The organism is Stenotrophomonas sp. 59, from assembly GCF_030291095.1.
Classification (GTDB): domain Bacteria; phylum Pseudomonadota; class Gammaproteobacteria; order Xanthomonadales; family Xanthomonadaceae; genus Stenotrophomonas; species Stenotrophomonas maltophilia_Q.
Genome location: NZ_CP127408.1, coordinates 2,088,978 through 2,114,120, shown reverse-complemented (window position 1 = coordinate 2,114,120; position 25,143 = coordinate 2,088,978). Strand labels below are relative to the sequence as shown.

Annotated in this window: 18 protein-coding genes; 6 read left to right on the top strand and 12 right to left on the bottom strand. The window is 67.3% G+C overall.

Annotation, left to right across the window (positions count from 1 at the left end):
• Window positions 1–78 precede the first annotated feature (78 nt).
• Window positions 79–951: a crotonase/enoyl-CoA hydratase family protein gene (locus QP552_RS09875; protein ID WP_106550805.1), complete on the top strand. Its 873-nt coding sequence runs from the start codon at window positions 79–81 to the stop codon at window positions 949–951.
• Window positions 952–1,025: 74 nt separating this feature from the next.
• Here the strand turns inward: QP552_RS09875 and QP552_RS09870 are convergent, their stop codons facing one another.
• From QP552_RS09870 to QP552_RS09835, 8 genes are all read right to left on the bottom strand, one after another.
• On the bottom strand, window positions 1,026–3,203 hold the full coding sequence (locus QP552_RS09870; protein WP_286075784.1) for a response regulator: 2,178 nt from the start codon (window positions 3,201–3,203) through the stop codon (window positions 1,026–1,028).
• Window positions 3,200–4,345, bottom strand: coding sequence for a two-component system response regulator (locus QP552_RS09865; protein WP_106550808.1), 1,146 nt, complete (start codon window positions 4,343–4,345; stop codon window positions 3,200–3,202). Before QP552_RS09865 ends, QP552_RS09870 begins: the two co-directional genes overlap by 4 nt.
• Window positions 4,346–4,550: 205 nt before the next feature.
• On the bottom strand, window positions 4,551–6,062 hold the full coding sequence (gene lysS, locus QP552_RS09860) for a lysine--tRNA ligase (RefSeq protein ID WP_106550809.1): 1,512 nt from the start codon (window positions 6,060–6,062) through the stop codon (window positions 4,551–4,553).
• A 205-nt stretch (window positions 6,063–6,267) separates the two neighbouring features.
• Window positions 6,268–7,908: an acetolactate synthase large subunit gene (locus tag QP552_RS09855; RefSeq protein ID WP_286075781.1), complete on the bottom strand. Its 1,641-nt coding sequence runs from the start codon at window positions 7,906–7,908 to the stop codon at window positions 6,268–6,270.
• A gap of 65 nt (window positions 7,909–7,973) precedes the next feature.
• Complete coding sequence (locus tag QP552_RS09850; RefSeq protein WP_286075780.1) at window positions 7,974–9,359, bottom strand: NAD-dependent succinate-semialdehyde dehydrogenase; 1,386 nt, start codon at window positions 9,357–9,359, stop codon at window positions 7,974–7,976.
• Window positions 9,360–9,953: 594 nt separating this feature from the next.
• Window positions 9,954–10,736: a helix-turn-helix transcriptional regulator gene (locus tag QP552_RS09845; RefSeq protein WP_021204557.1), complete on the bottom strand. Its 783-nt coding sequence runs from the start codon at window positions 10,734–10,736 to the stop codon at window positions 9,954–9,956.
• 154 nt (window positions 10,737–10,890) lie between these two features.
• A protein-coding gene (gene prfB, locus QP552_RS09840) for a peptide chain release factor 2 (protein WP_099551678.1) occupies window positions 10,891–12,016 on the bottom strand; the annotation gives its coding sequence in 2 pieces (ribosomal slippage) (window positions 10,891–11,940 and window positions 11,942–12,016; 1,125 coding nt in all).
• 183 nt (window positions 12,017–12,199) lie between these two features.
• Complete coding sequence (locus QP552_RS09835) at window positions 12,200–13,144, bottom strand: LytTR family DNA-binding domain-containing protein (protein WP_286075778.1); 945 nt, start codon at window positions 13,142–13,144, stop codon at window positions 12,200–12,202.
• A gap of 135 nt (window positions 13,145–13,279) precedes the next feature.
• On the opposite strand from QP552_RS09835, the gene QP552_RS09830 reads away from it, so the two are divergent.
• Both QP552_RS09830 and QP552_RS09825 read left to right on the top strand, forming a co-directional pair.
• Window positions 13,280–14,488, top strand: a complete 1,209-nt coding sequence (locus tag QP552_RS09830; RefSeq protein WP_286075776.1) for an acyltransferase family protein — start codon at window positions 13,280–13,282, stop codon at window positions 14,486–14,488.
• A 9-nt stretch (window positions 14,489–14,497) separates the two neighbouring features.
• Window positions 14,498–15,484 (top strand): phosphatase PAP2 family protein, encoded by a 987-nt coding sequence (locus tag QP552_RS09825; RefSeq protein WP_286075775.1) that lies wholly within the window; start codon window positions 14,498–14,500, stop codon window positions 15,482–15,484.
• Window positions 15,485–15,545: 61 nt separating this feature from the next.
• Here the strand turns inward: QP552_RS09825 and QP552_RS09820 are convergent, their stop codons facing one another.
• Window positions 15,546–18,455 carry a VIT domain-containing protein gene (locus QP552_RS09820; protein WP_286075774.1) on the bottom strand — a complete coding sequence of 970 codons (2,910 nt, stop codon included), beginning with the start codon at window positions 18,453–18,455 and terminating at the stop codon, window positions 15,546–15,548.
• A gap of 131 nt (window positions 18,456–18,586) precedes the next feature.
• On the opposite strand from QP552_RS09820, the gene QP552_RS09815 reads away from it, so the two are divergent.
• Entirely contained in the window at window positions 18,587–19,636 is a 1,050-nt protein-coding gene (locus QP552_RS09815; RefSeq protein ID WP_286075773.1) for a DUF1176 domain-containing protein, read from the top strand.
• A gap of 81 nt (window positions 19,637–19,717) precedes the next feature.
• On the opposite strand, the gene recJ is transcribed toward QP552_RS09815, so the two are convergent.
• Window positions 19,718–21,475: a single-stranded-DNA-specific exonuclease RecJ gene (recJ, locus tag QP552_RS09810; protein WP_286075772.1), complete on the bottom strand. Its 1,758-nt coding sequence runs from the start codon at window positions 21,473–21,475 to the stop codon at window positions 19,718–19,720.
• Window positions 21,476–21,597: 122 nt separating this feature from the next.
• Between recJ and QP552_RS09805 the strand changes: the two genes are divergently transcribed.
• Both QP552_RS09805 and QP552_RS09800 read left to right on the top strand, forming a co-directional pair.
• Window positions 21,598–22,641 carry a DUF1176 domain-containing protein gene (locus QP552_RS09805; RefSeq protein ID WP_286075771.1) on the top strand — a complete coding sequence of 348 codons (1,044 nt, stop codon included), beginning with the start codon at window positions 21,598–21,600 and terminating at the stop codon, window positions 22,639–22,641.
• Between the two features lie 117 nt (window positions 22,642–22,758).
• A complete protein-coding gene (locus QP552_RS09800) occupies window positions 22,759–23,712 on the top strand; it encodes a DUF1176 domain-containing protein (RefSeq protein ID WP_286075769.1) in 954 nt (317 codons plus the stop codon).
• A gap of 39 nt (window positions 23,713–23,751) precedes the next feature.
• Here QP552_RS09800 and QP552_RS09795 read toward each other — a convergent pair whose 3' ends face one another.
• Together QP552_RS09795 and greA are read right to left on the bottom strand one after the other, a co-directional pair.
• Window positions 23,752–24,672, bottom strand: a complete 921-nt coding sequence (locus QP552_RS09795) for a phosphoglycerate mutase (RefSeq protein ID WP_106550404.1) — start codon at window positions 24,670–24,672, stop codon at window positions 23,752–23,754.
• Between the two features lie 4 nt (window positions 24,673–24,676).
• Window positions 24,677–25,141: a transcription elongation factor GreA gene (gene greA, locus QP552_RS09790; protein ID WP_026347191.1), complete on the bottom strand. Its 465-nt coding sequence runs from the start codon at window positions 25,139–25,141 to the stop codon at window positions 24,677–24,679.
• Window positions 25,142–25,143: the final 2 nt, after the last annotated feature.

Genomic DNA, 25,143 nt, shown 5'->3' with positions numbered 1-25,143 from the left:
AGCATCGCCGCGTGTGTGGACCGTTCGGCCCGCCGGCCACCCACCTGACTCTGCGGGCCGCATGCCGAGGACCCTTCCATGAGTACCATCGAAAAGCTGCCCAGCAGCGGCTCGCGTTTTGCCACCATCCGTACCGAGGACAGCGCCGACGGCAATGCCCACTGGCTGTTCATGCATGCCGATGCCGCCACCGGCATCCGTCCGTGCTGCCGAAAGGACATGCTCGACGAGATGTGGAGCTTCATGGCCGCCATCACCCGCAGCCCCGCCGAGCGCCACAGCGGCACGTTGCGGCATTTCGTGCTGGCGTCCGATGCCGTCGCCTACAACCTGGGGGGCGACCTGGACCTGTTCACCCGCCTGATCCGCGAAGGCAACCGCGACCTCCTGCTGAACTACGCCCAGCGGTGCGTGGAAGGCGTGCACCACCTGCATACCGGATTCGGCGGCGACGTGCGTTCGATCGCCCTGATCCAGGGCGACGCGCTTGGCGGTGGCCTGGAAATGGCACTGGCCTGCCACACCATCGTGGCCGAGGAAGGCAGCGGAATGGGCCTGCCCGAAGTGCTGTTCGGCCTTTTCCCCGGCATGGGGGCCTATTCGTTCCTGTGCCGGCGGGTGTCACCGCACCTGGCCGAGAAGATCATCCTTGACGGCCGTGTCTACAGCGCCGAGGAAATGCATGCGCTGGGCATCGTCGATGTACTGGCGAAGAAGGGCGAAGGTCGTGCCGCGGTTGAAGAATTGATCCGCCAGCAGCAACGCACCCCGCAGTCCTATCTGGCAATGAACGCCGCACGCAGCATTGCCCAGGCGGTCAGCTACGACGAACTGCTGGAGATCACCAAGGTATGGGTCGATTCCGCCCTCGCCCTTGGCGACCGCTCCTTGCGCACCATGGATCGCTTGATCAAGGCCCAGACCCGTCGCGCCGGTCTCGACGCGGCCTGATTCATCCCCTCCCCCAGGATGGGTTCAAGCCCGGTTGGCCGCCGGGCTTTTTTTATCACGCGACACGCCCAGGCTCAGCGCGCCTCGCCATCCTCGGCGGCACCGCGCAGGCGGCGCTCGGCGCGCGCATCCAGCGCACGCCGGCCTTCCTTGATGGCGTCCTGCAGCACGCCCAGGCGTACGCGCCATTCGGCCTTCAGCTGCCAGTCGGCCATCCGCATCAACTCGCCGGCACGGTTGGACGCGCGCATCAGTCCGAGGTTGCTGGCCACGCCCTTGATCGCATGGGACTGCTCGCGGAACACCTCCCACTGCGCGGTTTCACCCGCCTGCCCGGCCTTGCCCATGCAGCTTGCTGCGTCCTCCAGGCACTGGCGGATGAACTCACGCTCGAACCCTTCACCCATTCCCAGTGACGCCAGCTCGTCCAGCACGCTGCTGTCGAGCACGCCATCCTGCACTGGCGCCGCGGGTCGCACGACCGGCGCAGCCATGGTCCTCAACTGGGCATTGCTGGCGATCTCGGCCAGGGTGTCGAGCAGCCGTACCGCCACCACGGGCTTGGCCAGGAATGCATGGGCACCGGCCTGGGTGCAGCGCTGGATCGCCTCCGGCGTGACATCGGCACTGAGCACCAGCACCGGCGTGCGCGGTCCACCGCCGGCCTGCATCACGCGCAGTTCCTTGAGCATGTCCAGCCCACTCATGCCCGGCATGTGCAGATCGACGATGACCGCATCGAACTCGCTGTCGGCCAATGCGTCCAGTACGGCTTCACCACCGTCGACGCACAGCACCCGGTGACCGGCCTTCTGCAGCAGGCGCTGCAGGACCATGCGGTTGGCCTCGTGGTCGTCGGCCACCAGGATCTGCATGCTGCGCACGCGCGCGCGATGGCGCAGGAATGGATCGGCAAAGGCAATCACGTTCCCGCCGGGCCCCGCGTCCTCCTCCCCGGACAGGGTCGGGACCGCGCCCGGCACCATCGGCTGCGGTGGCGCGAAAGGCAGCTCGACCCAGAAGTGACTACCGCGCGGTGGGTTCTCCAGATAGCCGATGTCGCCGTCCATCGCTTCGACCAGGCCCTTGGCGATGGTCGTGCCCAGTCCCGTGCCCTCATGGCGGCGCGCCATGCTCACATCCGCCTGCTCGAAGGCATCGAACAAGCGCGCACGCATCGCCGGCGCCACGCCGATGCCGGTATCGAAAATGTCGAAGCGCAGCCGCACCGCGCCGCTGGTATCAGCATGCACCACACCGACACGGATCTCGACCTGGCCGTGGTCGGTGAACTTGACTGCGTTGCCCGCCAGGTTCAACAGGATCTGCCGCAGGTGCCCGACGTCGCCGCGCACGCGCGGTGGCACGCCGTCGGCAACCTTCACCCGGTATTCCAGGCCCTTGGCCCTGGCCTGCGGCATCAGGATCAACCCGATCGCCTGGATCACGTCGGTCACGGCGAAATCCTCGGCCACCACGCGCAGCTTGCCGGCCTCGATGGCAGAGATGTCCAGCACCTCCTCCACCAGCGCCAGCAGGCTGCGCGAGGACGCCTGGATGGTACTGAGGCACTCGCGCTGCTCATCATCCAGGCGCGTGGTCGCCAGCACTTCGGTCATACCGTTGAGGCCATTCAACGGGGTGCGGAACTCGTGGCTCATGTTGGCCAGGAAGCGGCTCTTGGCCTCGCTCGCGCGCCGGGCCTCGGCCATCGCTTCGGTCAGCTGCCGCAGCAGCGTGGAGAAGTACAGCGGCACGGCGGCCAGTCCGAGCCAGAGGCCGATGGCCAGGCGGAAATTCTGCATCCAGTACGGCGTCTGGAGCACGGTGAAGCCGAAGCTCACCATGGCCATTGCCACTGCCACGTACAGGTAGTGGTTGCCGAACCGCATGCCGTTGCCGACCGTCACCCACATCACCACGATGTAGACCCAGGCCAGCGGCTCACCCATCTGCACCATGCCGGCCGCGATCAGGCCGTAGTCGGCCAGCATGCCCAGCACGCGGCGCGCGTCGGAACGTGCCGGTCGCCACAGCAGCCACCCGAACAGCAGCAGGGAGAGGCTCAATCCGGTCAGTACGATCGCCAGCACACCCACGTACTGCCCATGCGGCAGATCGTGGCGCGGCGCCGGCAACAGCACGTAGGCAAGGATCAGGCTGATCAGGACGATACGGACAATCTGCTGGCCGTGCTCGCTGTCCTGTCGCTGGGACAGGCGCAGCCGCAGCCGCGACAACAGGCGTTTCACGCGCCCAGCCCCGGGCGTGCGGACGCCATCGAATGCTCGGCGCAGATCTGGTCCAGCTGCTCACGGCCGCGCATCAGCGCATCCACGCAGCGCGGATCGAACAATCGCCCACGCTGGGCGTACAGATAAGCCAGTGTGGCTTCCATGGTCCATGCTTCCTTGTACGGACGGGGCGAGATCAGTGCATCGAAGACGTCGGCGACAGCAACGATCCGCGCTTCCAGCGGGATCGCCTCGCCGACCAGGCCATCGGGATAGCCGCTGCCGTCATAGCGCTCGTGGTGGCGCAGCGCGATGAGCGCGCCCACCTGGATGAAACGGTTCTGGCTGCCACTCAGCAGCTCGTGGCCGATGCGCGGGTGCCGGCGCATGATCGCCAGCTCCTCGTCGTTGAGTTTGCCCTGCTTGAGAAGTACCGCATCGGGAATGGCGATCTTGCCCATGTCATGCAGCGGGGCGGCCATCTCGATCAGTTTGACGTCATCCTCGGGCAGGCCCAGCTGCTCGGCGATCAGCCCGGCTACGCGGGCCATGCGTTCGAGATAGGCACTGGTGCCGGCATCACGGAACTCGATCGCCCGGGCCAATCGCGACAGGGTTTCGCGTTCGCGCTCTTCGACCTCGTGCATGCTGGCCAACAGGCGCTGCTCCAGCGACAACGCCCGCTGCTTCACGTTCTCGGTCTGCTGGCGCAGCTGCAGCAGGTTGTAGCAGCGCGCGCGCAGTTCGCGCGGGCGGATCGGCTTGACCAGGAAATCGATCACGCCTGCTTCCAGCGCTGCCTGCCGGATCGGCTCGTCACCGACCACGGTGATCAGGATCACCGGGATGTCGCGGTGCTTGGGCAGGCGACGGAAACGACGGGCGAACTCCAGCCCGTCCATCTCCGGCATGCGGTAATCGAGCAGCAGCAGGTCGACCGGGTGCGCCTCGCACCAGGCCAATGCGGTCAGCGGATCACCGAAGTCATACACGCTCAGTTCCGGCGCGATGTCTTCGATGACGTGACGCAGCATCGTCCGCGCGGACGTCTGGTCGTCAACAATGACGATGTTCAACGCGTACTCCGCCTGGTTTCTCGACCATGCTGGATCATCAGCAGGCGAGGATACCCTGCTGCTGCGAACGCTCGCACCCTGCATCGGCCCGACTCCCGTGTCATGCGTCCCGGTTCATGATCGTCATCGCATTGTGAAGCGGACTCTCCACGATGCGTCATCCCCCTGACGCCGATCAAGCCATAACGGACGTCAAGGTAGTGCATTAACGATACGCCGAGTGCGGGAGGCGTCAAATGCGCCGTCTCGTTTCGCGACGGCGCGCACAATCAGGAGTCAGAAAAGCGACTTACTGCTCCGGACGCATGTAGGGGAACAGCAGGACGTCGCGGATCGAACTGCTGCCGGTCAGCAGCATCACCAGTCGATCGACGCCGATGCCAAGGCCACCGGTCGGCGCCATACCGTACTCCAGCGCACGGATGTAGTCGGCATCGTAGTGCATCGCCTCGTCGTCGCCGCCTTCCTTCGCGGCCACCTGGGCCTGGAAACGCTGCGCCTGGTCTTCCGGGTCGTTCAGTTCGGAGAAGCCGTTGGCCAGCTCCTTGCCGTTGACGAACAGCTCGAAGCGGTCGGTGTAGCCCGGATCGTTGTCGTTGGCACGGGCCAGCGGCGAGACCTCCACCGGGTGATCGGTGATGAAGGTCGGCTGGATCAGGGTGTGTTCGACCGTGGCTTCGAAGATCTCCAGCAGCAGCTTGCCCCAGCCGTAAGACGGCTTGACGCGGATCTTCAAGCGCTCGCAATGACGCAGCAGCGCCTCACGGTCGGTGCAGTCGGCCGCGGAGATTTCCGGGTTGTGGTGGCGCACCGCTTCATCCATGCGCCAGCGACGGAAGGCCGGGCCCAGATCGATCTTCGCGCCGTCCCATTCCACTTCGGTGCCACCGTTCACGGCCTGGGCCACGTCACGGATCACGCCTTCGGTCAGGTCCATGATTTCGTTGTACGTGGCATAGGCCTCGTACAGTTCCATCATGGTGAATTCCGGGTTGTGGCGGGTGCTCACGCCTTCGTTGCGGAAGTTGCGGTTGATCTCGTACACGCGCTCCAGGCCACCCACGGTCAGGCGCTTGAGGTACAGCTCCGGCGCCACGCGCAGGTACAGGTCCAGGTCCAGCGCATTGTGGTGGGTGGTGAACGGCTTGGCCGCCGCGCCGCCGGGGATGTAATGCATCATCGGCGTCTCGACTTCCAGGAAGTCGCGGTTGTCCAGCCACGCGCGCATGGCGCGGATGATCTTCGAGCGCTTGATGAACACCGCGCGCGATTCCGGGGTCACGATCAGGTCGACGTAACGCTGGCGGTAACGCTGCTCGACGTCGGCCAGGCCATGCCACTTGTCCGGCAGCGGGCGCAGCGACTTGGTCAGCAGGCGGATCGACTCGGCCTTGACCGACAGTTCGCCGGTCTTGGTGCGGGTCAGGCCGCCTTCCACGGCGATGATGTCGCCCACGTCCCAGCCCTTGAAGGCGGTGTAGGCATCACCCAGCACGGCACCCTGCAGGAACAGCTGGATACGGCCGGACTCGTCCTGGATCTGCGCGAAACTGGCCTTGCCCATGATGCGCTTGGCCATCAGGCGACCGGCCATCTTCACCTGGCGGCCGTTGCCTTCCAGCGCCTCGGCGGTCCAGGTTTCAGCGTTGGCAAACTCCTCCTGCAGGCGGCCGGCGAAGTCCTCGCGACGGAAGTCGTTCGGGTACGCGATGCCCTGCCCACGCAGCGTTTTGAGTTTCTCGCGGCGCTCGGCGATCAACTTGTTTTCGTCAACGGGGGGGGTATCGGTAGCTTCGCTCATGGATCTGCGGGAATCGTGTAGTGAGGGGGGGTGTTGCGCCCGGCACGGCCGGCTCCACAGCATACCAAAACCGCCCTGCCCCGGCCCTGGCAGACCCGGTAGCGCCGGGCCATGCCCGGCGGTCGGTCGGCGCACGAATCCGCCGGGCGTGGCCCGGCGCTACCCCGAGGCCGCATCGGTAATGCCGGGCCGTGCCCGGCGACCGTCACCCGTTCCCGGGGAACGCCTGCCTCAACTCGTCCACCAGCACCCGCTGGTTCTCCGAATAATCGATCGGCACCGACACCAGGTGCACCCCGCCCTCGTTGAACGCCGCCTCCAGCGTCGGGATGAACTGCTCGATGGCGGTCACCTCATGCCCCTTGCAGCCATAGGCTTCTGCGTACCTGACGAAGTCCGGGTTGCTGAAGGTCATGCCGTAGTCGGTGAAGCCATCCACCGCCTGCTTCCAGCGGATCATCCCGTAGGCGCCGTCGTTGAGGATCAGCACCACCAGGTTCAGGCCCAGCCTGCGCGCGGTCTCCAGCTCCTGGCTGTTCATCATGAACCCACCGTCGCCGCACACCGCCAGCACCCGCCGCTGCGGGTACAGGATCGAGGCCATGATCGCCGACGGCAGGCCTGCACCCATCGTCGCCAGCGCGTTATCCAGCAGCAGCGTGTTGGCCACCTGGGTGCGGTAGTTGCGCGCAAACCAGATCTTGTACATGCCGTTGTCCAGCGCCACGATGCCGTCCGGCGGCATCACCTGGCGCACGTCATGCACCAGCCGCTGCGGGGTGAAACCGGCCTCCTCGGCACGGTCGGCCAGATGCTCGAGGATGGTCGCGCGCAACGGCAGCAGTGCGTCGGCGTTCGGCACTGCGCCTTCGATGCGGTCGGCCAGCTGGGTCAGCGAACGGCCGATATCGCCGATCACCTCCACCTGCGGGAAGTACACCTGCTCCACCGCCGCCTGCGAGTAACCGATATGGATCACGGTCGGCCCACCCGGACGCATCACGAATGGCGGCTTCTCGGTGACCTCATGGCCGATGGTCACGATCACGTCGGCCTGGTCGATGGCCATGTGCACGTAGTCGCGTTCGGTCAGCGCCGCGGTGCCCATGTAAAGGCCGGAGCCACCGGCCACCGCGCCCTTGCCCATCTGCGTGGTGAAGAACGGGATGCCGGCGCGCAGCACGAACGCCGACAGCGCCTCGCTGGACTGCGGCCGCGAGGCGGCCGAGGCGATCATCAGCAGCGGGCGCTTGGCATTGCGGATGATCTCGGCCGCGCGATCCAGCGCCTCCGGGCTGGCAATCGGCCGGTCCACCGCGTGCGGGGGAATCAGTGCCACGCCCTCGACTTCATCGGCCGCGATATCTTCCGGCAGCTCCAGCAGCACCGGTCCGGGGCGCTCTTCCTGGGCCACCCGGAACGCCTCGCGGACGATGGTCGGGATGGTACGTGCCGAGACGATCTGCCGCGCCTGCTTGGTCAGCGGCTTCATCGTGCTGACGATATCGACGATCTGGAAGCGCGCCTGCTTGCTGGCGACGATGCCCTTCTGGCCGGTGATCATGATGACCGGCCACGCGCCAAGCAGCGCGTAGGCGGCGCCGGTGGTGAAATTGAGCGCGCCCGGACCGAGCGTGGCCAGGCACACGCCCGGCTTGCCCGTGAGGCGGCCGTAGGTGGCGGCCATGAACACCGCCGCCTGTTCGTGGCGGGTGATTACCAGCTCGATGCTGGAATGGCGGAGCGACTCGACGACGTCGAGGTTCTCTTCGCCGGGAATGCCGAAAATGCGCTCGACGCCTTCGTTCTCAAGTGCGGCGACGAGCAGGTCTGAACCCTTGGACATGGGAATGCCGTCCTTTTTTCGCTGGACTGATGGTGGATCGTTGCAGGAAGGATGGAAGCCGCGCGTCAACGCTTGTCGAACCACACCGTCTGCGCGTTGACGAACTCGCGGATGCCGAAGTGCGAGAGCTCACGACCGAAGCCGCTCTTCTTCACACCGCCGATCGGCACGCGCGGGTCGGAGGCCGAGAAGCCGTTGACGAACACGCCGCCGGTCTGCAGCCGGCGGGCCAGCTGCATGGCTCGGGCACGGTCGCCAGTCCACAGGTTGCCGCTGAGGCCGAACTCGCTCTGGTTGGCCAGTTCCACCGCATGGTCGGCGTCACGGGCGCGGCTGATCGAGGCCACCGGCCCGAAGGTCTCGGTATCGAAGGCCTGCATGCCCGGCTCCACTCCGGCCAGCACGGTGGGCGCATAGAACGCGCCGGGACGATCGAGCTGGTGCCCGCCGACCAGCAGCTGCGCACCGGCGTCGACCGACGCGCGCACCTGCGCGTCCAGCTGTTCCAGCAGATCCTGGCGCGCCATCGGGCCGATACGGTTGCCCGGGTCGCGGCCATCGCCAATGGTCAGCGCCTGCACCTTCTGGCAGAACTGCGCCACGAAACGATCGTAGACTGCTTCTTCGACGATGATGCGCTTGCCAGCAATGCAGACCTGCCCGGTGTTCTGGAAGCGCGAGGCCACCGCCGCATCGACGGCCGCATCAAGATCGGCATCGGCCAGCACGATGAACGGATCGGAACCGCCCAGCTCCAGCACCACCTTCTTCAGCGCCTGCCCGGCCTGGGCAGCGATGCTGCGGCCGGCGGCCACGCTGCCGGTCAGGGTCACCGCGGCAATGCGGTCATCGGCAATCGCGCGGCTGGTGCCCTCGCGGCTGATGTTGGCGGCGATGAAGGTGCCCTCCGGCAGCCCGGCATCGCGCCAGGCCGCGTCGAGCAGCTGCGCGGTGCCGACGATGTTCTCGGCCGGCTTCAGCAGGAAACCGTTGCCGCCCATCAGGATCGGCACCGCTGCGCGCATCACCTGCCAGTATGGGAAGTTCCACGGCATGATGCCCAGCACCACGCCCAGCGGCAGGTAGGACACGTAGGCCTTGTCGTCGGGCACCTGGGTCGGTTCGTCGCGCAGGAACTGCGCGCCATGATCGGCGTACCAGTCACACAGCACGGCGCACTTTTCGATCTCGGCCAGCGATTCGGCCTGGACCTTGCCCATTTCGGCGGTGGCCAGCGCAGCCAGTTTCTCGCGGTCACGGCGCAGTACAGCGGCCATCGCGCGCAGCACCTCGGCCCGCTGCTCCAGGCTCCTGGCGCTCCAGGCGGCGAAGCCAACCTGGCCGCGATCGAGGATGGCTTCCAGTTCGGCGTCGGTAGCGAAGGGATGGCTGGCGATCTGCTGGCCGGTGGCCGGATCGCGGGAAATGGCGGTGGTGGGGGCAGCGGACATGCAGGTCTCCTGGTGTCTCGACAACGGGCGGCTGCCCGTCTCCTGCACAGGAATGTGGACCCGATTGATGAACGCAACAAGGCGTCTGCTTATCCTGTGACCTGCACTTACCTGCCTGAATGGGGTTGTTCGGCAGGGCTGCGCCCTGGTACGCCCCATCGCATGCGCGCTGCCGCTCCCACGCTTCGCTGCGCGAACCGCGGGCCCCACTTACCAGCCCCCAGACCCCCGCCGCCTCGCGGCCGCCCCCTGACTCAGGGGGCTCTGCCCCAGACGCTAATCGGTCGCCACAGTAGATCCACGCCATGCGTGGATGAATCTCCATCGGAATCAAATATCTCAAATCGAAAACCATCCACGCATGGCGTGGATCTACTGGCCGCCGGCCAACTGTCGAAGGCGGGGTGGGTCCGGTTGCGGGAGTGTCCGCGGCATGGATGCCGCGGCCAAGCCCCCATGGATGGGTTTATGGCGTCTCCCGCAACCGGACCCACCCCGCCATCCCACGGAATGCACGCTGTTGCCGTTGCTTCTGAGGTTGCCGGCCAGCGGCCGGCACTACCGCGGGTGCAGGGCGCAGCCCTGCCGACCAACCTACCTACGCGGCAGGTAAGTAACCAAGGAAAGGTCGTGCCGGCTCTCCGGCACCAGCGCCACGTACTGCAGGTCCAGCAACCCGCGCGTGGGATGGTTCAACTTCTTCGCACCTTCATCGAACCGCCGCACATCGTGCTCCGGCCACCACTGGCGGAACTCCTCACTATGCGCCGCGATATCCTCCACCAGCGCCAGGAACGGCGCCTTGTCCGGCGCCTGTGCCATCGCCGCGCGGAAGCCGGCCAGCAGGCCGCGGGTCATTTCTTCCCAGTTGAGGATCAGCGTGCGGTACGGCGGGTACAGGAACATCAGCCGCAGCGTGTTGCGCTCATGCGGTGCCAGCTGGCTGTAGTCCACGAACAGGTCGGCGATGGCCGGGTTCCAGGCCAGGATGTCGAAACGGGTATTGCGCACGTAAGCCGGGATCGGCTGCATCGCCTCCACCAGCTGGCGCAGGCCATCGGTCACGCTCTCGTCCGGTGATTCCAGCGGCACGCCGTAACCGGACAGCGCGAACGCATAGGCGCGCTCGTCATCGCTCATGCGCAGCACCTGCGCCAGCCGCTCCAGCACCTCGGGCGAGGCGCGCACTTCACGGCCCTGCTCGATCCAGGTGTACCAGCTGACGCTGACCCCGATGGCCAGGGCGACTTCCTCGCGCTTCAGTCCCGGGGTCCGCCGGCGCCCGGCCGGCAGGCCGAGCGTGGCAGGGTCGACACGGGCGCGGCAGGCCTTGAGGAAGCCACCGAGTTCCTTGCGTTCACTTTCGCTGCGCATCATCGCTACCGCCGTGCCCGTTGTAGCGTCGAGCCATGCTCGACGCATCTGCTACTGCGCCAACAGCAGCCGAGCATGGGCTCGGCTCTACAGAACGCGTGATCGGCCACCCTCGGCGTTGCGCACGAGGGTGACGATATCCGCGCAGGCGCGTCGATCAGGCATCGACGCGCTTGGAGCCCACGGCCAGGCCGGCCTTCAGGCTGGCCTCGACGAACTCGTCCAGGTCGCCGTCGAGCACCTTCTGCGTATCCGAGCGTTCGATGCCGGTACGCAGGTCCTTGATGCGGCTCTGGTCCAGCACGTAGTTGCGGATCTGGCTGCCCCAGCCGATGTCGGACTTGGTGGCTTCCACGGCGTCCTTTTCGGCGTTGCGCTTCTGGATCTCCAGCTCGTACAGCTTGGCGGCCAGCATCTTCATCGCATTGTCGCGGTTCTGGTGCTGGCTGCGGCCGGTCTGGCACGCCACAACGATGTTGGTCGGGATGTGGGTGATACGCACCGCCGACTCGGTCTTGTTCACGTGCTGGCCACCGGCACCGGACGAACGGTACACGTCGGTCCGCAGGTCGGCCGGGTTGATGGTGATGTCGATGTTGTCATCGATTTCCGGCGACACGAACACCGAGGTGAAGCTGGTGTGGCGGCGGTTGTCCGAGTCGAACGGCGACTTGCGCACCAGGCGGTGCACGCCGGTCTCGGTCTTCAGCCAGCCATAGGCGTAGTCGCCTTCCACGCGCAGCGTGGCCGACTTGATGCCGGCGACGTCACCACCGGAGACTTCCATCAGCTCGGTCTTCCAGCCGCGCGATTCACACCAGCGCAGGTACATGCGCAGTAGGATCTCGGCCCAGTCCTGGGCTTCGGTGCCACCGGCACCGGCCTGGATGTCGACGAACGCCGCCGCATTGTCCATTTCGCCGGAGAACATGCGCTGGAATTCCAGCTTCTCCACGTGCGCCTGGTGCTTGTCCAGGTCGGCGACCACGGCCAGTGCGGTGTCCTCGTCCTGCTCGGATTCGGCCAGTTCCAGCAGCTCGGTCGCGTCGGTCAGGCCGTCCAGCACCGAGGCGATGCCGCCCACGGTCTTTTCCAGACTGGAACGCTCGCGGCCCAGGTTCTGGGCGTACTCGGCGTTGTTCCAGACGTCGGGGCTTTCCAGCTCCCGCGTTACTTCTTCAAGACGCTCTTTCTTGGCGTCGTAGTCAAAGATACCCCCGAAGCGACAGCACACGATCGGTCAGATCGGTGATGCGCTGGCGGACAGGATTCAGTTCGATCATGTCGGCGGTTATGCATTCAAAAGATGACTGCTAATGATAGCGCAGGCCGGGGGTGCCCGGAATGAGGGACCAGGCCTGCCGCTGGGAGCCAACCTCTGGTAGACCGGCCTCTGTAGAGTCGACTGCCAGTCGACTGCTTTTCATTCAGGTTGCGGTGGAGCTCGCGCTGCGCGCGATAGTCGACTAACAGTCGACTCTACCCGCGCCTGTCGCGCCCGCGCCCGCGCCCGCCCCGCCCAGCGCCTGGCGCAGCACCGGCAGCTGCCGCCGGCTGCATGGCACCTTGGCCCCGTCGGCCATGTGCAGCAGGGCCTCGCCGCCGTCCAGCGGCTCGATCGAGCGCAGCTGGCCGCGATGGATCAGCCAGCTGCGGTGAGGGCGCAGGAACATTGCGGGATCCAACCGCTGCTCCAGCACCGCCATGGTGATCCGCAGCGGATAGTCATGTCCGCGCACCCGCAGGTTCACGTAATTGCCCGCCGCCTGGGCGTACTCCACGTCTGCGGTGGCCACCAGGAACTCCTTGCCCAGCTTGCGCACCAGGAAGTGCTGGGGGCGCTCGACCGCCGCGACCGGTGGACCGTCGTCGGGCTCGGCCAGCAGGTGTGCTTCACCCTGCCGCTGGCGACCGAACCAGGCCACGGCGTGCACGGCGATCACCAGCAGGCTGTAGGTCTGCACGTCCTTGAAGAATTCGTAGAACCATTGCGCCGGCCAGTCGCCGTAGGTGTAGTGCTGCCCGACCAGACTGAAAGCCAGCTTGCGCAGCAGCACCATGGCGCTGACGTGCAGCAGCCACCAGCCGATGCCGCCCAGCACGTAGAAGCCGATGCGACGCTTCCACGTGTCTGCGTGCAACGGCCAGCGGCGTGCCGCCGCATGCAGAAGCGCCAGCAGCCCCAGGCTTGCCAGCGCGCTGCTGAACTCCTCGATCGAGATCGCCCCAGCGGAAAAGGACTGCCCGTCGCGCAACGCCCGCATCCACTGTGCCAGCACGTTTCCTGCGGCCGTGCCCAGGAACAGCAATGACCAGAAGACGGCGGTCAGTCCACGACGCTGCGGTGGCTCGGCAACAGGGGCGGACAACGCCGCCGGATCTCCATTTTCCATGCTGACATTGTTGCCCATCCGGCCCCGCTCGCACCGGCCATTGGTCCCAGCAGCCCCACCACTGGCCCCTGAACGGCCGCCATCGCGCCCCATCCACTGGCATCCTGGCCTCGGCTGGCGGAGCGTGCAGCTTCCTCCTGATGCCTGCAGCCCATGCACCGTCGCCACGATCTGGACACCCTGCGCATCGCCGCCTTCGCCCTGCTGATCCTCTACCATGCAGCCATGGCCTACGTGGCCGGCTGGGATTTCCATCTCAAGAGCGCCTACACCGCCGAATGGCTGCAGTGGCCGATGATCGCGCTGAACCGGTGGCGCATGCCGCTGCTGTTCGCCATCAGCGGTATCGCGCTGGGCCTTTCCCTGCCCGACCAGGGCCGGCTGCAGCACACCCTCCGCCGCTCCTGGCGCCTGCTGCTGCCGCTGCTGTTCGGCATCGTCGCCGTTGTGTCCCTGCAGGCCTACTACGAAGCTCTGGACAAGGGGGACGTGGTACCCGGGCTGGCCCGGTTCCTGTGGCGCTACTGGCAGTTCCAGCCATGGCCGGGTGCGCACTTCAGTGGTGCTGCCTACGGCTTCACCTGGAACCACCTGTGGTACCTCGCGTACCTGCTGCCCTACACCGTGCTGGCGGTGGTGCTGGCCTGCGTGCTGCGACCGCTGCGCGGTGCGCTGCCACGCTGGCAGCCGAGCGACCGTCTATTGGGAATCGTGCTGCTGGTGCTGCCGGTGGCCTGGTTGGCCTGGGCACTGCTGGTGCTGATGCCGCGCTGGCCCCCCACCCACGCCCTGCTGGACGACGTATACGTGCATGCCGAGTCGCTGCCATTGTTCCTCGGCGGTTTCCTTGCCGCTCGCTGGCAGCGCGGCTGGGATCTGCTGGTGCGCGGGCGCCGTGTGACCCTGGCCCTGGCGGTGCTGGGCCTGTGCCTGGAGCTGGGCATCCGCGCACTGTCCCGCCTGCCACATGTGGGCGATCTGGATGCCTGGGTGCTGGCCCTGCCCTGGGCCCAGACCGAACGCGTTGGCCGCGCGCTCTATACCTGGTGCATGCTGCTGACGCTGTTCGGCTGGGCGCGCGTATTGCTGGACCGTCCCTGGCCAGGCCTGGCCTACTGCCGCGAAGCGGTGTTCAGCTGGTACATCCTCCACCAGACCGTGCTGATCGTCCTGCTGTACGCGCTGCGACCGATGCAGCTGGGCCCGTGGCTGGAACCGGCGTTGCTGCTGGCGGGCACTCTCGGTGGCTGCCTGCTGATCCACGAGCTGCTGATCCGGCGCTCCCGCTGGCTGCGGCCCCTGTTCGGCCTGAAGGCCGATCCGCTATCGTCACTGGTGGTACGCGCCACCACGGCGCCATGAGGACAACGGATGTTCCAGACCCACTGGCACCTGTGGCTGCAGCAGACCTTCGACGGCGGCTGGATGCTGGCGCTGATGCAGTTCATCAGCTTGCTCGGCTACGAAAGGGCCTACACCGCGCTGATCCTGCTCTGCGCGTTCGGCGCACGAATACGCGCCGGCCTGTGCGTGATGCTGGCGGTACTGCTGATGGCCTGCGCCACCCACGCGATCAAGCAGGGTGCCGCCCTGCCCCGCCCATCGGACGTGGACGCACGCGTGCTGGACAAAGGGGTGCCGTCGCATCCGTTCGTGGTCGATGGCGGAGGGCACACGTTCTGGTCCCTGCCTGATTCCCGGGCCACCGCGATGCTGCGCGCGCAGCCCGATGCCGACTATGGCTTCAACAGTGGCCACGTCGGCGTAGCCACCGCCGCCTGCGTGGGCCTGCTGCTGGCGCTCGGCATCCGCCGCCGCTGGCTGCGCTGGGCATTGGTGTTCGGCTGGCCACTGCTGATGGCGGTGTCACGGATGTACCTGGGCCGGCACTTCCTGGCCGACGTGCTGGCCGGCTGGCTGGTCGGCATCGGTGTTGCGTTGCTGGCGTGGCAGTTGATGCCAGGCATGCGCTCAAACCAGCGTTGGCAGCTGCCGGTCCTGCTGGGGCTGGGCGTGCTGATGGCCTGGGCGGCGGCAACCACCCGCTTCGTTCCGGTGGGTGAAGCCGGTCGGCTGCTCGCACTGGGCCTGCTGGTGGCGTGGCTGCAATGGCGTGGCTGGCCGATGGATCCGCAGGGTATCGTGCAGCGGATACTGCGCGTGTTGGGCGTGGTGCTGATCTACCTGCTGGTGCGGCCGTTGATCGACTGGCTTGCCGGAACTGCGGCGCTGCCGGAGGTACCGGCGACCGAGCTGCTGTGGCAGACCGTCGGCACGCTGTTGATCCTCGGCGGCGGCGTAGCGCTGGCGCGGTGGATTCCGCGCCAGCGCCTTCCGGCAGTCGAAGACGTACAGTAGATCCGCGCCATGCGCGGATAGGCCATCCCCCGGCTGTGCAGCCGCCGGGCACGGCCCAGCGCTACCGGACCTCGAACTCGCCCACCAGCACGGTTTCGGCGCGGTCCTTCAACCGCATCGTCACCATCTGGTCCTTCTGCTTCGGCGTGCCCCAGTGGGTGGTCAGGCGCAACATCAACGTCGTTGCCCCGGTCACCAGCTGCTGGCGGCTGCCGAAGTAGTTCGCTTCCACCTTGTACTTGCCCGGCTTGGCGTTGCGCAGCGAGAACTGCTCGGGACCATAGCCGCCGGTGAAGTCCTGTGACATCTGCCCGCCCTGGTAGGTCAGGCGGTTGCCGTAGTAGGCGCGCTCGCCGTTCGGGTCGGTCACCCACAGGTCCATGTCGCTGTTGTCGGCATCCCACGACAGCACCACGCGCAGGTCCAGCGGCATCGCCTGCAGCAGGCGCGGGTCGATGGCCGAGGTATCCAACCGGGGGGTGCTGCGTGCCACCAGGTTGTTCAGCTCATCCAGCGCGATCAGGGCGATGCCATCGAACCGGTTGTCCCACGGCCGCACGACCACCTGGTAGAGCGGCGCCAGCGCCTGTTGCGGCTTGCCGGCCGCTGCCAGTGCCAGGCCCAGGTCGCGGAAGCTCTGCGGTTCTTCCTGGCCCATGGCCAGCACCTGCTCGAACACCGGCACCGCCAGCGCGGGGGCATCGGCCTGCATCAGCCGGTAGCCGAGCACGCGCAGCAGGTGGCGGTTGTCCAGGTCCATCTCGGCCAGGTTCGACAACACGCGCAGCGCCAGCTCACGCTGGCCCTGCTCCAGCAGCAAGTCGGCCACGTCGAGGAAGAATGCGCTGCTGTCGGCATGTGCATCGCGCTCGCCCAGATAGCGGTCGTACAGTTGCGACGCCGGGCCCTGGCGCAAGCGCCGGGCGACGGCCGAATCCGGCTGCCACGCCGCCAGCTGGATACCGAGCTCGCCCTCGTTGGCAGCGGCGGGTGTGGCGACAAGGCTGCCGGTGACCGTGATCAGATCCAATGCCTTGTTGGATGCAGACGCCGAGCGACGTGCACGCGCGCTGCTGGCTTCCATGCGTTGCTCCGCTGCCGCCATCGGCGCGGGGGCAGGCGGAGCGGCAGGGGCGGGCGCGGCGAGCATCGCCACCGGCGCCGATTCCATCGCATGGTCCGCAGAAGCCACTTCCAGTGCCCCGCCCTTCGCCTGCGGCGCCATTCCCTTCGGCCAGCTGCGGTTCCACCACTGCTGGCGCTCCTTCCAGCGTGCCGCCACTTCATCCAGGCGCTGGCGATCTGCCGCGGCGCGATCCGCCACCTGCACTGCGAATCGTGCATCGTATTCGGTGCGAAGCGTGCCAGACGGACGGATCGCATAGCGCAGGTAGTCCTCCAGGGTCTCCAGCACGATCAGCGAGGTATCCGGCCCCACCAGGCCAAACTGCTGGGATAGGCGCTGCATGGCCTCGCGGTTGCCGCGACGGTCGATCGCCAGCTGCTGCAGGCGCGCCTGCGCCCAAAGGCCGGACAGCAGTTCGCCGTCATTGCTCTTCTGCGTCGCCGGCAGCGCTTCCCACTCGCCGCCGCCCACGCGCACCCGCATCGGCACGCCGTCGGCGGCCAGTCGTGCGTGCAGCCACAGCCAGCCCTGGGCCTCACTGCGACGATCGATCACCACGTCCTGAACGCCACGACCCGCATCAACCTGCACGTCCAACGGCGACGACAGCAACGTGCTGGCAGCCGCCCCCACATCCTTGCCCAGCGCGACAAAGCGACCGCCATGGGATTCGCTCCAGCCGCGCAGGCGCGTGCTGTCGGTGCGGGCACCAGCGCTGCTGATCGCGAACAGGCGTTGATCCGGTGCCAGCGTCGGCAACTGCTCCGGCCCATAGGTCAGCAGGCCATCGCTGACCAACAGGTATTCCTTCACACTCGGCTGCGGCTGCCACTGGGCCAGCGCGCTGGCACCGTCCGGGCGCACCGCCTGCAGTGCCGCGCGCAGCTCGCCCCAGTTGCCTGCGCGGATACGGAAGCGCCGTACCGGTTCGGCGCGGTCGCGCAGCACGGTCAGTGCCACCGTGCCGTCACCCATTGCGGCGAAGTACCGATCCAGCAGGGCGAACTCGCGCGTGCGGTCGCGCTGGCCCGCTGAGCCGGAGCCATCCCACAGCAACCCGACCTCGCTGGGCAGCCTGCGTGGCGTGGGGCTGACCGGGACGGGCAGCTGCGCCAGCAGGTAGTGGCCGTCCTGCCAGGGCGCCACCTGGACCTGTGCCTGACGTGCTGCGGGCAGGCTCCACTGCAGCTGCGCCGGCAGCTGCGCGCCCTTGCCCTGCCAGTGCAGCTGGCCCGCGCTGATGCGGAACGGCGTCTTTCCTGCGTTGGCCGTGATGGGGGCCTGCAGCTTCAGTTCAACCGAGGCTGCACCGGCCGCGAACTGCAGCGGCAGCGTCCACTGCCAACCTTGTCCGGCGAAGGCCAACGGCTCACGAATCACCAGCTGCACGCGGCGGCTGCCACCGGCCGGCAGCGGATAGATGCGCAGGCGGAACTGGTTGCCGGCGGTCTGTTCCAGCAGGCCCGGATCAACGCCACGGCGGGCAATCTCCTCGAACACCTGGCGGCCACGGTCCTTGGGCACCGGCACGGCGTCGCGCAGCTCGCCGTTGATATCCAGGGCGAAGCCGGAGATCTGTTGGCCATCGGCCAGCGGGAACTGCAGCTCGCCCTCCAGCACGCGCCGGTTCGGGTTGTGGAATTCCAGTGTGATCCGGGTCTGGGCAACGCCGGCCTGCACGTCGCCTTCAATGCGTGCGCGCTGCAGCTGCACCGGTTGTTCGGCGGCGGGCGCGATCAGCAGCGGCGTGGTGGCCTGCGGCCGGGAGATCCGTGGCGACTGCGCGCCAGCGGGCCAGGCCACGAGGGCCAGCAACAACACAGTGCAGCATCGGGCGAAGACCATGACCGGACTCCAGTGGGATCGTGAACCTTTGAACGCACGGACAGCCGGAACGGGGTTGGACGATGCACAGCTTTTCTTTGCCCCCACCCACAGGCACCATGCCCCACTCTCCCACACGCGCAAGGATGCCGATGCGATTCCCGCTGATTTTCGCCCTGCTGGTCCTGGCCTGCCCAGTGGCCACCCGCGCTGCAGCACCGCCCAAGCGCCTGTATTTCCAGCACCACGACTGGGTCGTAGCCTGCGACAACACGCTGACCTGCCGCGCCGCCGGCTATGCCCCCGACGATGGCAGCACCCTGAGCGTGCTGCTCACCCGCAACGGCGGTCCTGCCCAGGCCATCCAGGGTCGCCTGTCGCTGCAGCCGGAAGAAGGCCAGCCCCAGCCCAAGGGCGCGTTGCACCTTCGCATCCAGCGGCAGGACCTGGGCGTCCTGGCTCCCGCCAAGGGCGAAGGCACGCACAGCTTGAATCCCGCGCAGACCAGTGCGTTGCTGTCCGCATTGGTGCGCGACGGTGGGATCATCGTGACCGATGCCGCAGGCCACCGCTGGCCGCTGTCGGACAAGGGGGCCGCAGCGGTGCTGCTGAAGATGGATGAGTACCAGGGCCGTCTCGGCACACCCGGCGCAGTGATGCGCAAGGGCAGCACGCCGGAATCCAACGTCCCGGCAGCACTCCCGGTGCCCGTGGTACGCAAGGCCGCAACCTTGGACTCGCCTCCGGACGATCCCGCGTTTGCGCGGCTGGCCGCCTCACCCGCGCTTCGTGCGGCGCTGCGTGCCACGCTGAAGGACAACAGCTGCGAAGGACTGCTGGAGACCGACGCCGAGGTTCCGCTCAGCAACGCCCCGCTGCAGATCCAGCGCCTGGACGCGCAGCATGTGCTGGTCACTGTCCCGTGCTGGCGCGCGGCCTACAACACCGGCGACGGCTACTGGGTCGCCCGCCCTCAGGCACCGTTCCAGGCGCAGTGGGTAACCAGCGATGCGATTGATTACGCCGACGGCCAGATCATTGCCGCGCAGAAGGGCCGTGGCCTCGCTGACTGTATTTCGCAGGCAACCTGGACGTGGAACGGCACAGCCTTCGTCGCCACCTCGGAGGTGGCAGCCGGCCTGTGCCGGGGCGTGCCCGGCGGCACCTGGGAACTGCCAACGCTGGTGACCGAGGTCCGCTGATCCCCCGAAAAGGGGACGGAGGGGATCAAGTCGCAAGTGGCAAACAAGGCACAAGCGACTTGATCCCCTCCGTCCCCTTTTTCATGCGGGGAGGCTGTGCTCGACGATCAGCTGGATGGCGCTGCCGCCGCGGTAGTCGTCGCAGGCCAGGCGGTAGGCGAGATGCACGTGGCGGCCCGGCGCGTTGCCGTGCCAGCCGCCGAAGTGGATCGCGTTGATCGTGCCGGGTACGCCTGGCAGGCGCAGTTCCAGCTTGAGGTGGCGTTCCTTCAGTACGCGCCAGTTGGCCACTTCGAAGTGGCCGTCGAACAGCGGCTCGGGGAACCCTTGGCCCCACGGTCCAGCAAGACGCAGCGCATCGGCGTGGCGATGGTCGAGTTCGTCCGCCGCCAGTTCGCCGTCGCTGAGTACCTGCTGCTGCAGCGCGGCCGGGTCGAGCATTTCCAGCACCACGGCGACGAAGGCGGCCTTGAAGTCATCGACGTGATCGAGGCGCAGGCTGAGGCCGGCCGCCATGGCGTGGCCGCCGAAGCGTTCGATCAAGCCCGGATGGCGCGCATCGACCAATGCCAGTGCGTCACGGATATGCAGGCCGGGAATGGAGCGCGCCGAGCCACGCAGGGTGTCGGCACCGGGTTCGGCCGGCGCGAAGGCGATCACCGGGCGATGCAGGCGGTCCTTCATCTTCGACGCGACCAGCCCCACCACGCCCGGATGCCAGTCGGCATCGAACAGGCAGGCCGCGACCGGACGTTGCCCGGCCATGTCCAGCACCACGCGGGTCAGGGCCTGCTCGGCGTCGTCGGTCATCGACTGCTGCACGGCGCGGCGTTCCGAATTGATCTGTTCCAGCGTCTGCGCGATCTCGCGCGCCTGGCGCGGGTCTTCGGTCAGCAGCAGCGCGATGCCCAGCGCCATGTCTTCCAGGCGGCCCGCAGCGTTCAGGCGTGGGCCCAGGGCGAAGCCGATGTCGGTGGCGGTCAGTCGCGCGGCGTCGCGGCCACTGGCTTCGATCAGGGCACGCAGGCCGATGCAGCCCTGCCCTGCACGCAACCGACGCAGGCCCGCGCTGACCAGCGCACGGTTGTTCGGGTCCAGCGCCACCAGATCGGCGACGGTGCCAACCGCCACCAGGTCCAGCAACGTGGTCAGGTCCGGGCCCTTGCCATCGGCGAAGACGCCGGCCTCGCGCATCTGACGGCGCAATGCCATCAGCACGTAGAAGATCACGCCGACGCCGGCCAGCGATTTGCTGGGGAACGCATCACCGTCCAGGTTCGGATCGACGATGACATCGGCCGGCGGCAACTGCGGACCGGGAAGATGATGGTCGGTGACCAGCACCTGCCAGCCGCGCGCCTTGGCTGCGATTACGCCGGCATGGCAGGCGATGCCGTGGTCGACGGTGACCAGCAGGTCCGGCTGCAGCGCGGCCAGTTCCTCCACCAGCGACGGCGACAGGCCGTAGCCATGCACCATGCGGTTCGGCACCGCGTGGAAGACATGCCGTGCGCCGAGCATGCGCAGGCCACGCACGCCGACCGCACAGGCGGTGGCGCCATCGCAATCGAAATCGCCGACCACCAGGATGCGCTTGTCGTTGGCGATGGCCTCGACCAGCAGGCCCACCGCATCGTCGATGCCGGTCAGCAACTCGGGGGCGTGCAGATTGCCCAGCTTCGGCTGCGCCAACTCCGGTGTACCTGCTCCGCGGCTGGCATAGAGACGCGCCAGCAGCGGCAGCGTGCCCTCCGGCCAACTGCCGGGCGCGACCGCATCGCGGCGGCGGATCAACGGCGTATCAGAGGACGGCTGCACAGCATCGGCGGCAAGGGACATCGGCATCGCCGGGTGAGGGAAGACCCGGGCATGATACCCCGCCCGGCTTGCCGGGCTCTTCCCGGGCTTGGCGCAGAGGTGGCGATCGCCCATGCTTGTTCGCTTCTGAAACGGAATTCGCCATGTATCGCCCGTTGTCCGCACTGATTGTCGGCCTGTTGCTGCCGCTCGCCAGCCATGCCACAAACACGCCGGTCACAGCCGGTATCGAGTTCGTGCACCACGACTGGTTCCTGGCCTGCGACAACACAGGTACCTGCCGTGCCGCGGGTTATGCCCTGGAAAACGCAGACGGCCTGCTGGGCCTGATGCTGGAGCGTTCCGGCGGCCCCGGAACGGCGGCGAAGGCACGGCTGCGGGTGGGCGAGGATGGCGAAAGCGCAGCGCCTGTTGGCGCGATGCGCCTGCAGGTGAACGGCCGTGATCTGGGCCCGGTGCAGGACACCGGCGCAGATGAGGCCGTGACGCTGCGGCCCACGCAGGTTGAAGCCCTGCTGGCCGCCCTGCCCGGCCAGGCCCGCATCGAGATCATCGACAGCAACGGCACGCGCTGGGCGATTTCCGACCGAGGGGCTGCCGCCGTACTGCTGAAAATGGACGAGGCACAGGGGCGGATCGGCACCCCCGGCGCCCTGGTACGGCGTGGCGCCCGTTCCGAGGCAAGCCTGCCGGCTGCACGGGCCAGACCGGTGATCGTGCGCGCCACGCTGGCGGCCGCTCGACCCGGCGACCGTACACTGGGTACCAGCGAAGCGCTGCGCGACGCCCTGATTGCCACGATCGGCGACAGCGACGACTGTCCGCACCTGGTCGAGTACACGGGAACTCCGGAAATGGTGATCGAGCGCCTGGACGGCAGCCATGTTCTGGTCCAAGCACTGTGCCAGATGGGTGCGTACAACTACAGCAATGGTTTCTGGATCGCGCGCGATCAGCCACCGTATGCGGCGGAGGTGGTCACACTGGAAGCCGAGGGCTTCTCGCGTGAAGACCGCACGCTGTATGCGCGCTACAAGGGTCGGGGCATCGGCGACTGCGTTTCCGGCTCGGACTGGGCATGGGACGGCCGCAGATTCCAACCCAGCAGCGCGTTCAGTACGGGCCTGTGTCGCGGCATCCCGGGCGGGCACTGGAACCTGCCGACCCTGGTCAGCGAGGTTCGTTGAATGCGCACCCTTTCTCTACTGCAGGCGCCCCTGTTCCTGCTGGGTCTGCTGACGATGCCTTCGGCTGCTTCGGCCACGGATGCGGTGGGCGGATCGTTCGCCGATGGCGACTGGTTCATGGCCTGCGACAACACGCGTGCCTGTCGTCTCGCCGGTGTCGGCGCACCGGCGCCGCTGAGGCTGGCCGCGCTGATCGAGCGCAATGGCGGCCCCGGAGCCGCGGTGGAGATCCGGCTGGCACTCGCCCGCGACAGCGTTGACGATCCCGAAGCGCAGGCACAGTCCCCTACCGGCGAACTGCAGTTGCGGCTGGACGGGACACCCGCCGGCAGCATCGGCGCACTGGAGTCGGCGACGGAGCATGCAACGCTGACACCGGTCCAGGTGCAGGCGTTCAGTGCAGCCCTCATCGAGCATTCACCCATCAGCGTCACCGACGGCAAGGGCCACGCATGGTCGCTCTCCGCATCCGGCGCGGCCGCGCTGATGCTGAAGATGGATCAGTTCCAGCAGCGGCTGGAGACGCCTGGCGCGCTGGTGAGACGAGGGCATGGACCGGAGTCGAGCGTGCCACCTGCCCTGCCCAAGCCGCAGCTGGCCACACCCTCCATGGCGGTCGAGCCGCATGAGGAAGATGCACGCCTGGAGGAACACGAGGACCTGCGCCGCCTGCTGCAGCCCATCAGCAAGGCCGACTGGGCATGCGCCAAAGATGTGCAGCAGACCGCCCCGCATTCCATCGCCATCCAGCGATTGGACGATCATCACCTGCTCGCCTCTGTTGTCTGCCACACCCAGGCGTTCAACGTGCCGGCGGGCACGTGGGTGATCAACGAGCAGGCACCATTCAATCCCGTATTCATTACCCAGGGCGCACTCATCGCGCGCTCGCCGGAGGCGCTCTTTCTCGAGGAAACCGTGGAGACCGACCAGGATCGCTGCGAAACCGGGCGTTACTGGTCGTGGGATGGGCAGCGGATGCAGCTGGCCATGGAATACGTCGGCGGCACCTGCAGTGGCTCTGGCGCCTCCATCTGGCAGCTGCCGATCTACGTTTCAGAGTTCCGCTAGGGCACCCGCCGGGCATGGCCCGGCGCTACCAGCACTGCTTCAGGCATCGTGAAGCTGGCGCGGCTTCTTCCAGAACTGCCAACGCTGGCCACGGTCCAGCTGGAACTGCAGGCCGTCCTCGAAATCGAGCACCAGCCGCCGCAGTTCACCACGCTTCAGCGCGGCCAGCAGCGGGCGGATCGCATCGTTGCCCAGCTGCTGCAACGAGCGCAGCTGGCGCAGGTCAACCAGCGCATCCACCGCCTGCTCGCCGTCGACGGCAACCCCTGCGGCCAGGGCCAGGCCCTGCAGCAGTGCATCGCGGCTGCGCACCTGCGCGTGCGGCGTACTCACCGACACCGGCATCACGCCACCGCCCCAGAACCACAGCGAGTTGATCGGCTGCTGGCCCTGCGCGGCACGTTGCTGGTTCCAGGAATGGTTGTGCAGCAGCACCTGCGCTTCGGTCATCAGCGCTCGCCAGCGGCGACCGCCCTCGCCTTCGGGCAGGTGCGAGAACAGGTCATCGCCCAACACCTCGTCGGGGCTGTCGAAGTCCGGCAACGCCAGATCGATCGGCAGCCGCAGGTACCAGCGCGAGGGATCGGGCGCATCCAGCACAAAACCGGCGTCGGCGAACAACGGCTGCAGCACCGGCAGCAGGGCCAGGCTGTCGGCCAGCGACGGCCGCAGCGTTTCGCCGTAGGCCATCATCCGCGCGCCGTGCATGTCCGGCACCATGCAGGCCGGGTCGGCACGCAGCCAGCTGGCGCCGGCGGCATCGCCGACGTCGCGCTGGCGGGTCAACGCGGCCACCGGCCAGTGCGGCGCGGCAACCGTGAAATGGCGCGTCAGTTGTGCGCGTTCGCCCGGCGCAACCTGCACCGTCGTGGCACGGCCAAGCGCACGCGCCACATCGTCCGGCAGCGCAGCCGCGGCAAAGCGGCTGCGTGCAGGCAACAGCAGGGTCGCCGTCGCCACGTGGTCAGTCCACGTAGCTGACGCTGACGATCTCGTACTCGCGCTGGCCGGCCGGGGCGTCGATCACGATCGAATCACCTTCCAGCTTGCCGATCATCGCACGCGCCACCGGCGAGGAAATCGCGATCAGGCCCAGCTTGATGTCCGCTTCCAGGTCGCCGACGATCTGGTACTTCTTCTCTTCGTCGGTTTCCACGTCGGCCAGCGTCACGCTGGCGCCGAACACCACCTTCGAGCCGGCATTGAGCTTGCTCACGTCGATGATCTCGGCGTGCGACAGCTCGCCTTCCAGCTGCTTGATGCGGCCTTCGATGAAGCCCTGTTCCTCGCGCGCGGCGTGGTACTCGGCATTTTCCTTCAGGTCGCCGTGCTCACGCGCTTCGGCGATGGCCGCAATGACCTTCGGGCGCTTGACCGACTTCAGGTGGTCCAGCTCGTCGCGCAGCTTCTGCGCGCCCTTCATCGTGATGG

Bases quoted from the DNA above. Each gene is read 5' to 3' on its own strand.
- QP552_RS09830 (WP_286075776.1), top strand. From the start codon at position 13,280: ATGCACCGTCGCCACGATCTGGACACCCTGCGCATCGCCGCCTTCGCC.
- QP552_RS09865 (WP_106550808.1), bottom strand. From the start codon at position 4,345: ATGCAGGGTGCGAGCGTTCGCAGCAGCAGGGTATCCTCGCCTGCTGAT.
- QP552_RS09800 (WP_286075769.1), top strand. From the start codon at position 22,759: ATGGCCTGCGACAACACGCGTGCCTGTCGTCTCGCCGGTGTCGGCGCA.
- QP552_RS09855 (WP_286075781.1), bottom strand. From the start codon at position 7,908: ATGTCCAAGGGTTCAGACCTGCTCGTCGCCGCACTTGAGAACGAAGGC.
- QP552_RS09835 (WP_286075778.1), bottom strand. From the start codon at position 13,144: ATGGGCAACAATGTCAGCATGGAAAATGGAGATCCGGCGGCGTTGTCC.
- QP552_RS09805 (WP_286075771.1), top strand. From the start codon at position 21,598: ATGTATCGCCCGTTGTCCGCACTGATTGTCGGCCTGTTGCTGCCGCTC.
- lysS (WP_106550809.1), bottom strand. From the start codon at position 6,062: ATGAGCGAAGCTACCGATACCCCCCCCGTTGACGAAAACAAGTTGATC.
- QP552_RS09815 (WP_286075773.1), top strand. From the start codon at position 18,587: ATGCGATTCCCGCTGATTTTCGCCCTGCTGGTCCTGGCCTGCCCAGTG.
- QP552_RS09825 (WP_286075775.1), top strand. From the start codon at position 14,498: ATGTTCCAGACCCACTGGCACCTGTGGCTGCAGCAGACCTTCGACGGC.
- QP552_RS09850 (WP_286075780.1), bottom strand. From the start codon at position 9,359: ATGTCCGCTGCCCCCACCACCGCCATTTCCCGCGATCCGGCCACCGGC.
- QP552_RS09845 (WP_021204557.1), bottom strand. From the start codon at position 10,736: ATGATGCGCAGCGAAAGTGAACGCAAGGAACTCGGTGGCTTCCTCAAG.
- recJ (WP_286075772.1), bottom strand. From the start codon at position 21,475: ATGTCCCTTGCCGCCGATGCTGTGCAGCCGTCCTCTGATACGCCGTTG.
- QP552_RS09820 (WP_286075774.1), bottom strand. From the start codon at position 18,455: ATGGTCTTCGCCCGATGCTGCACTGTGTTGTTGCTGGCCCTCGTGGCC.
- QP552_RS09875 (WP_106550805.1), top strand. From the start codon at position 79: ATGAGTACCATCGAAAAGCTGCCCAGCAGCGGCTCGCGTTTTGCCACC.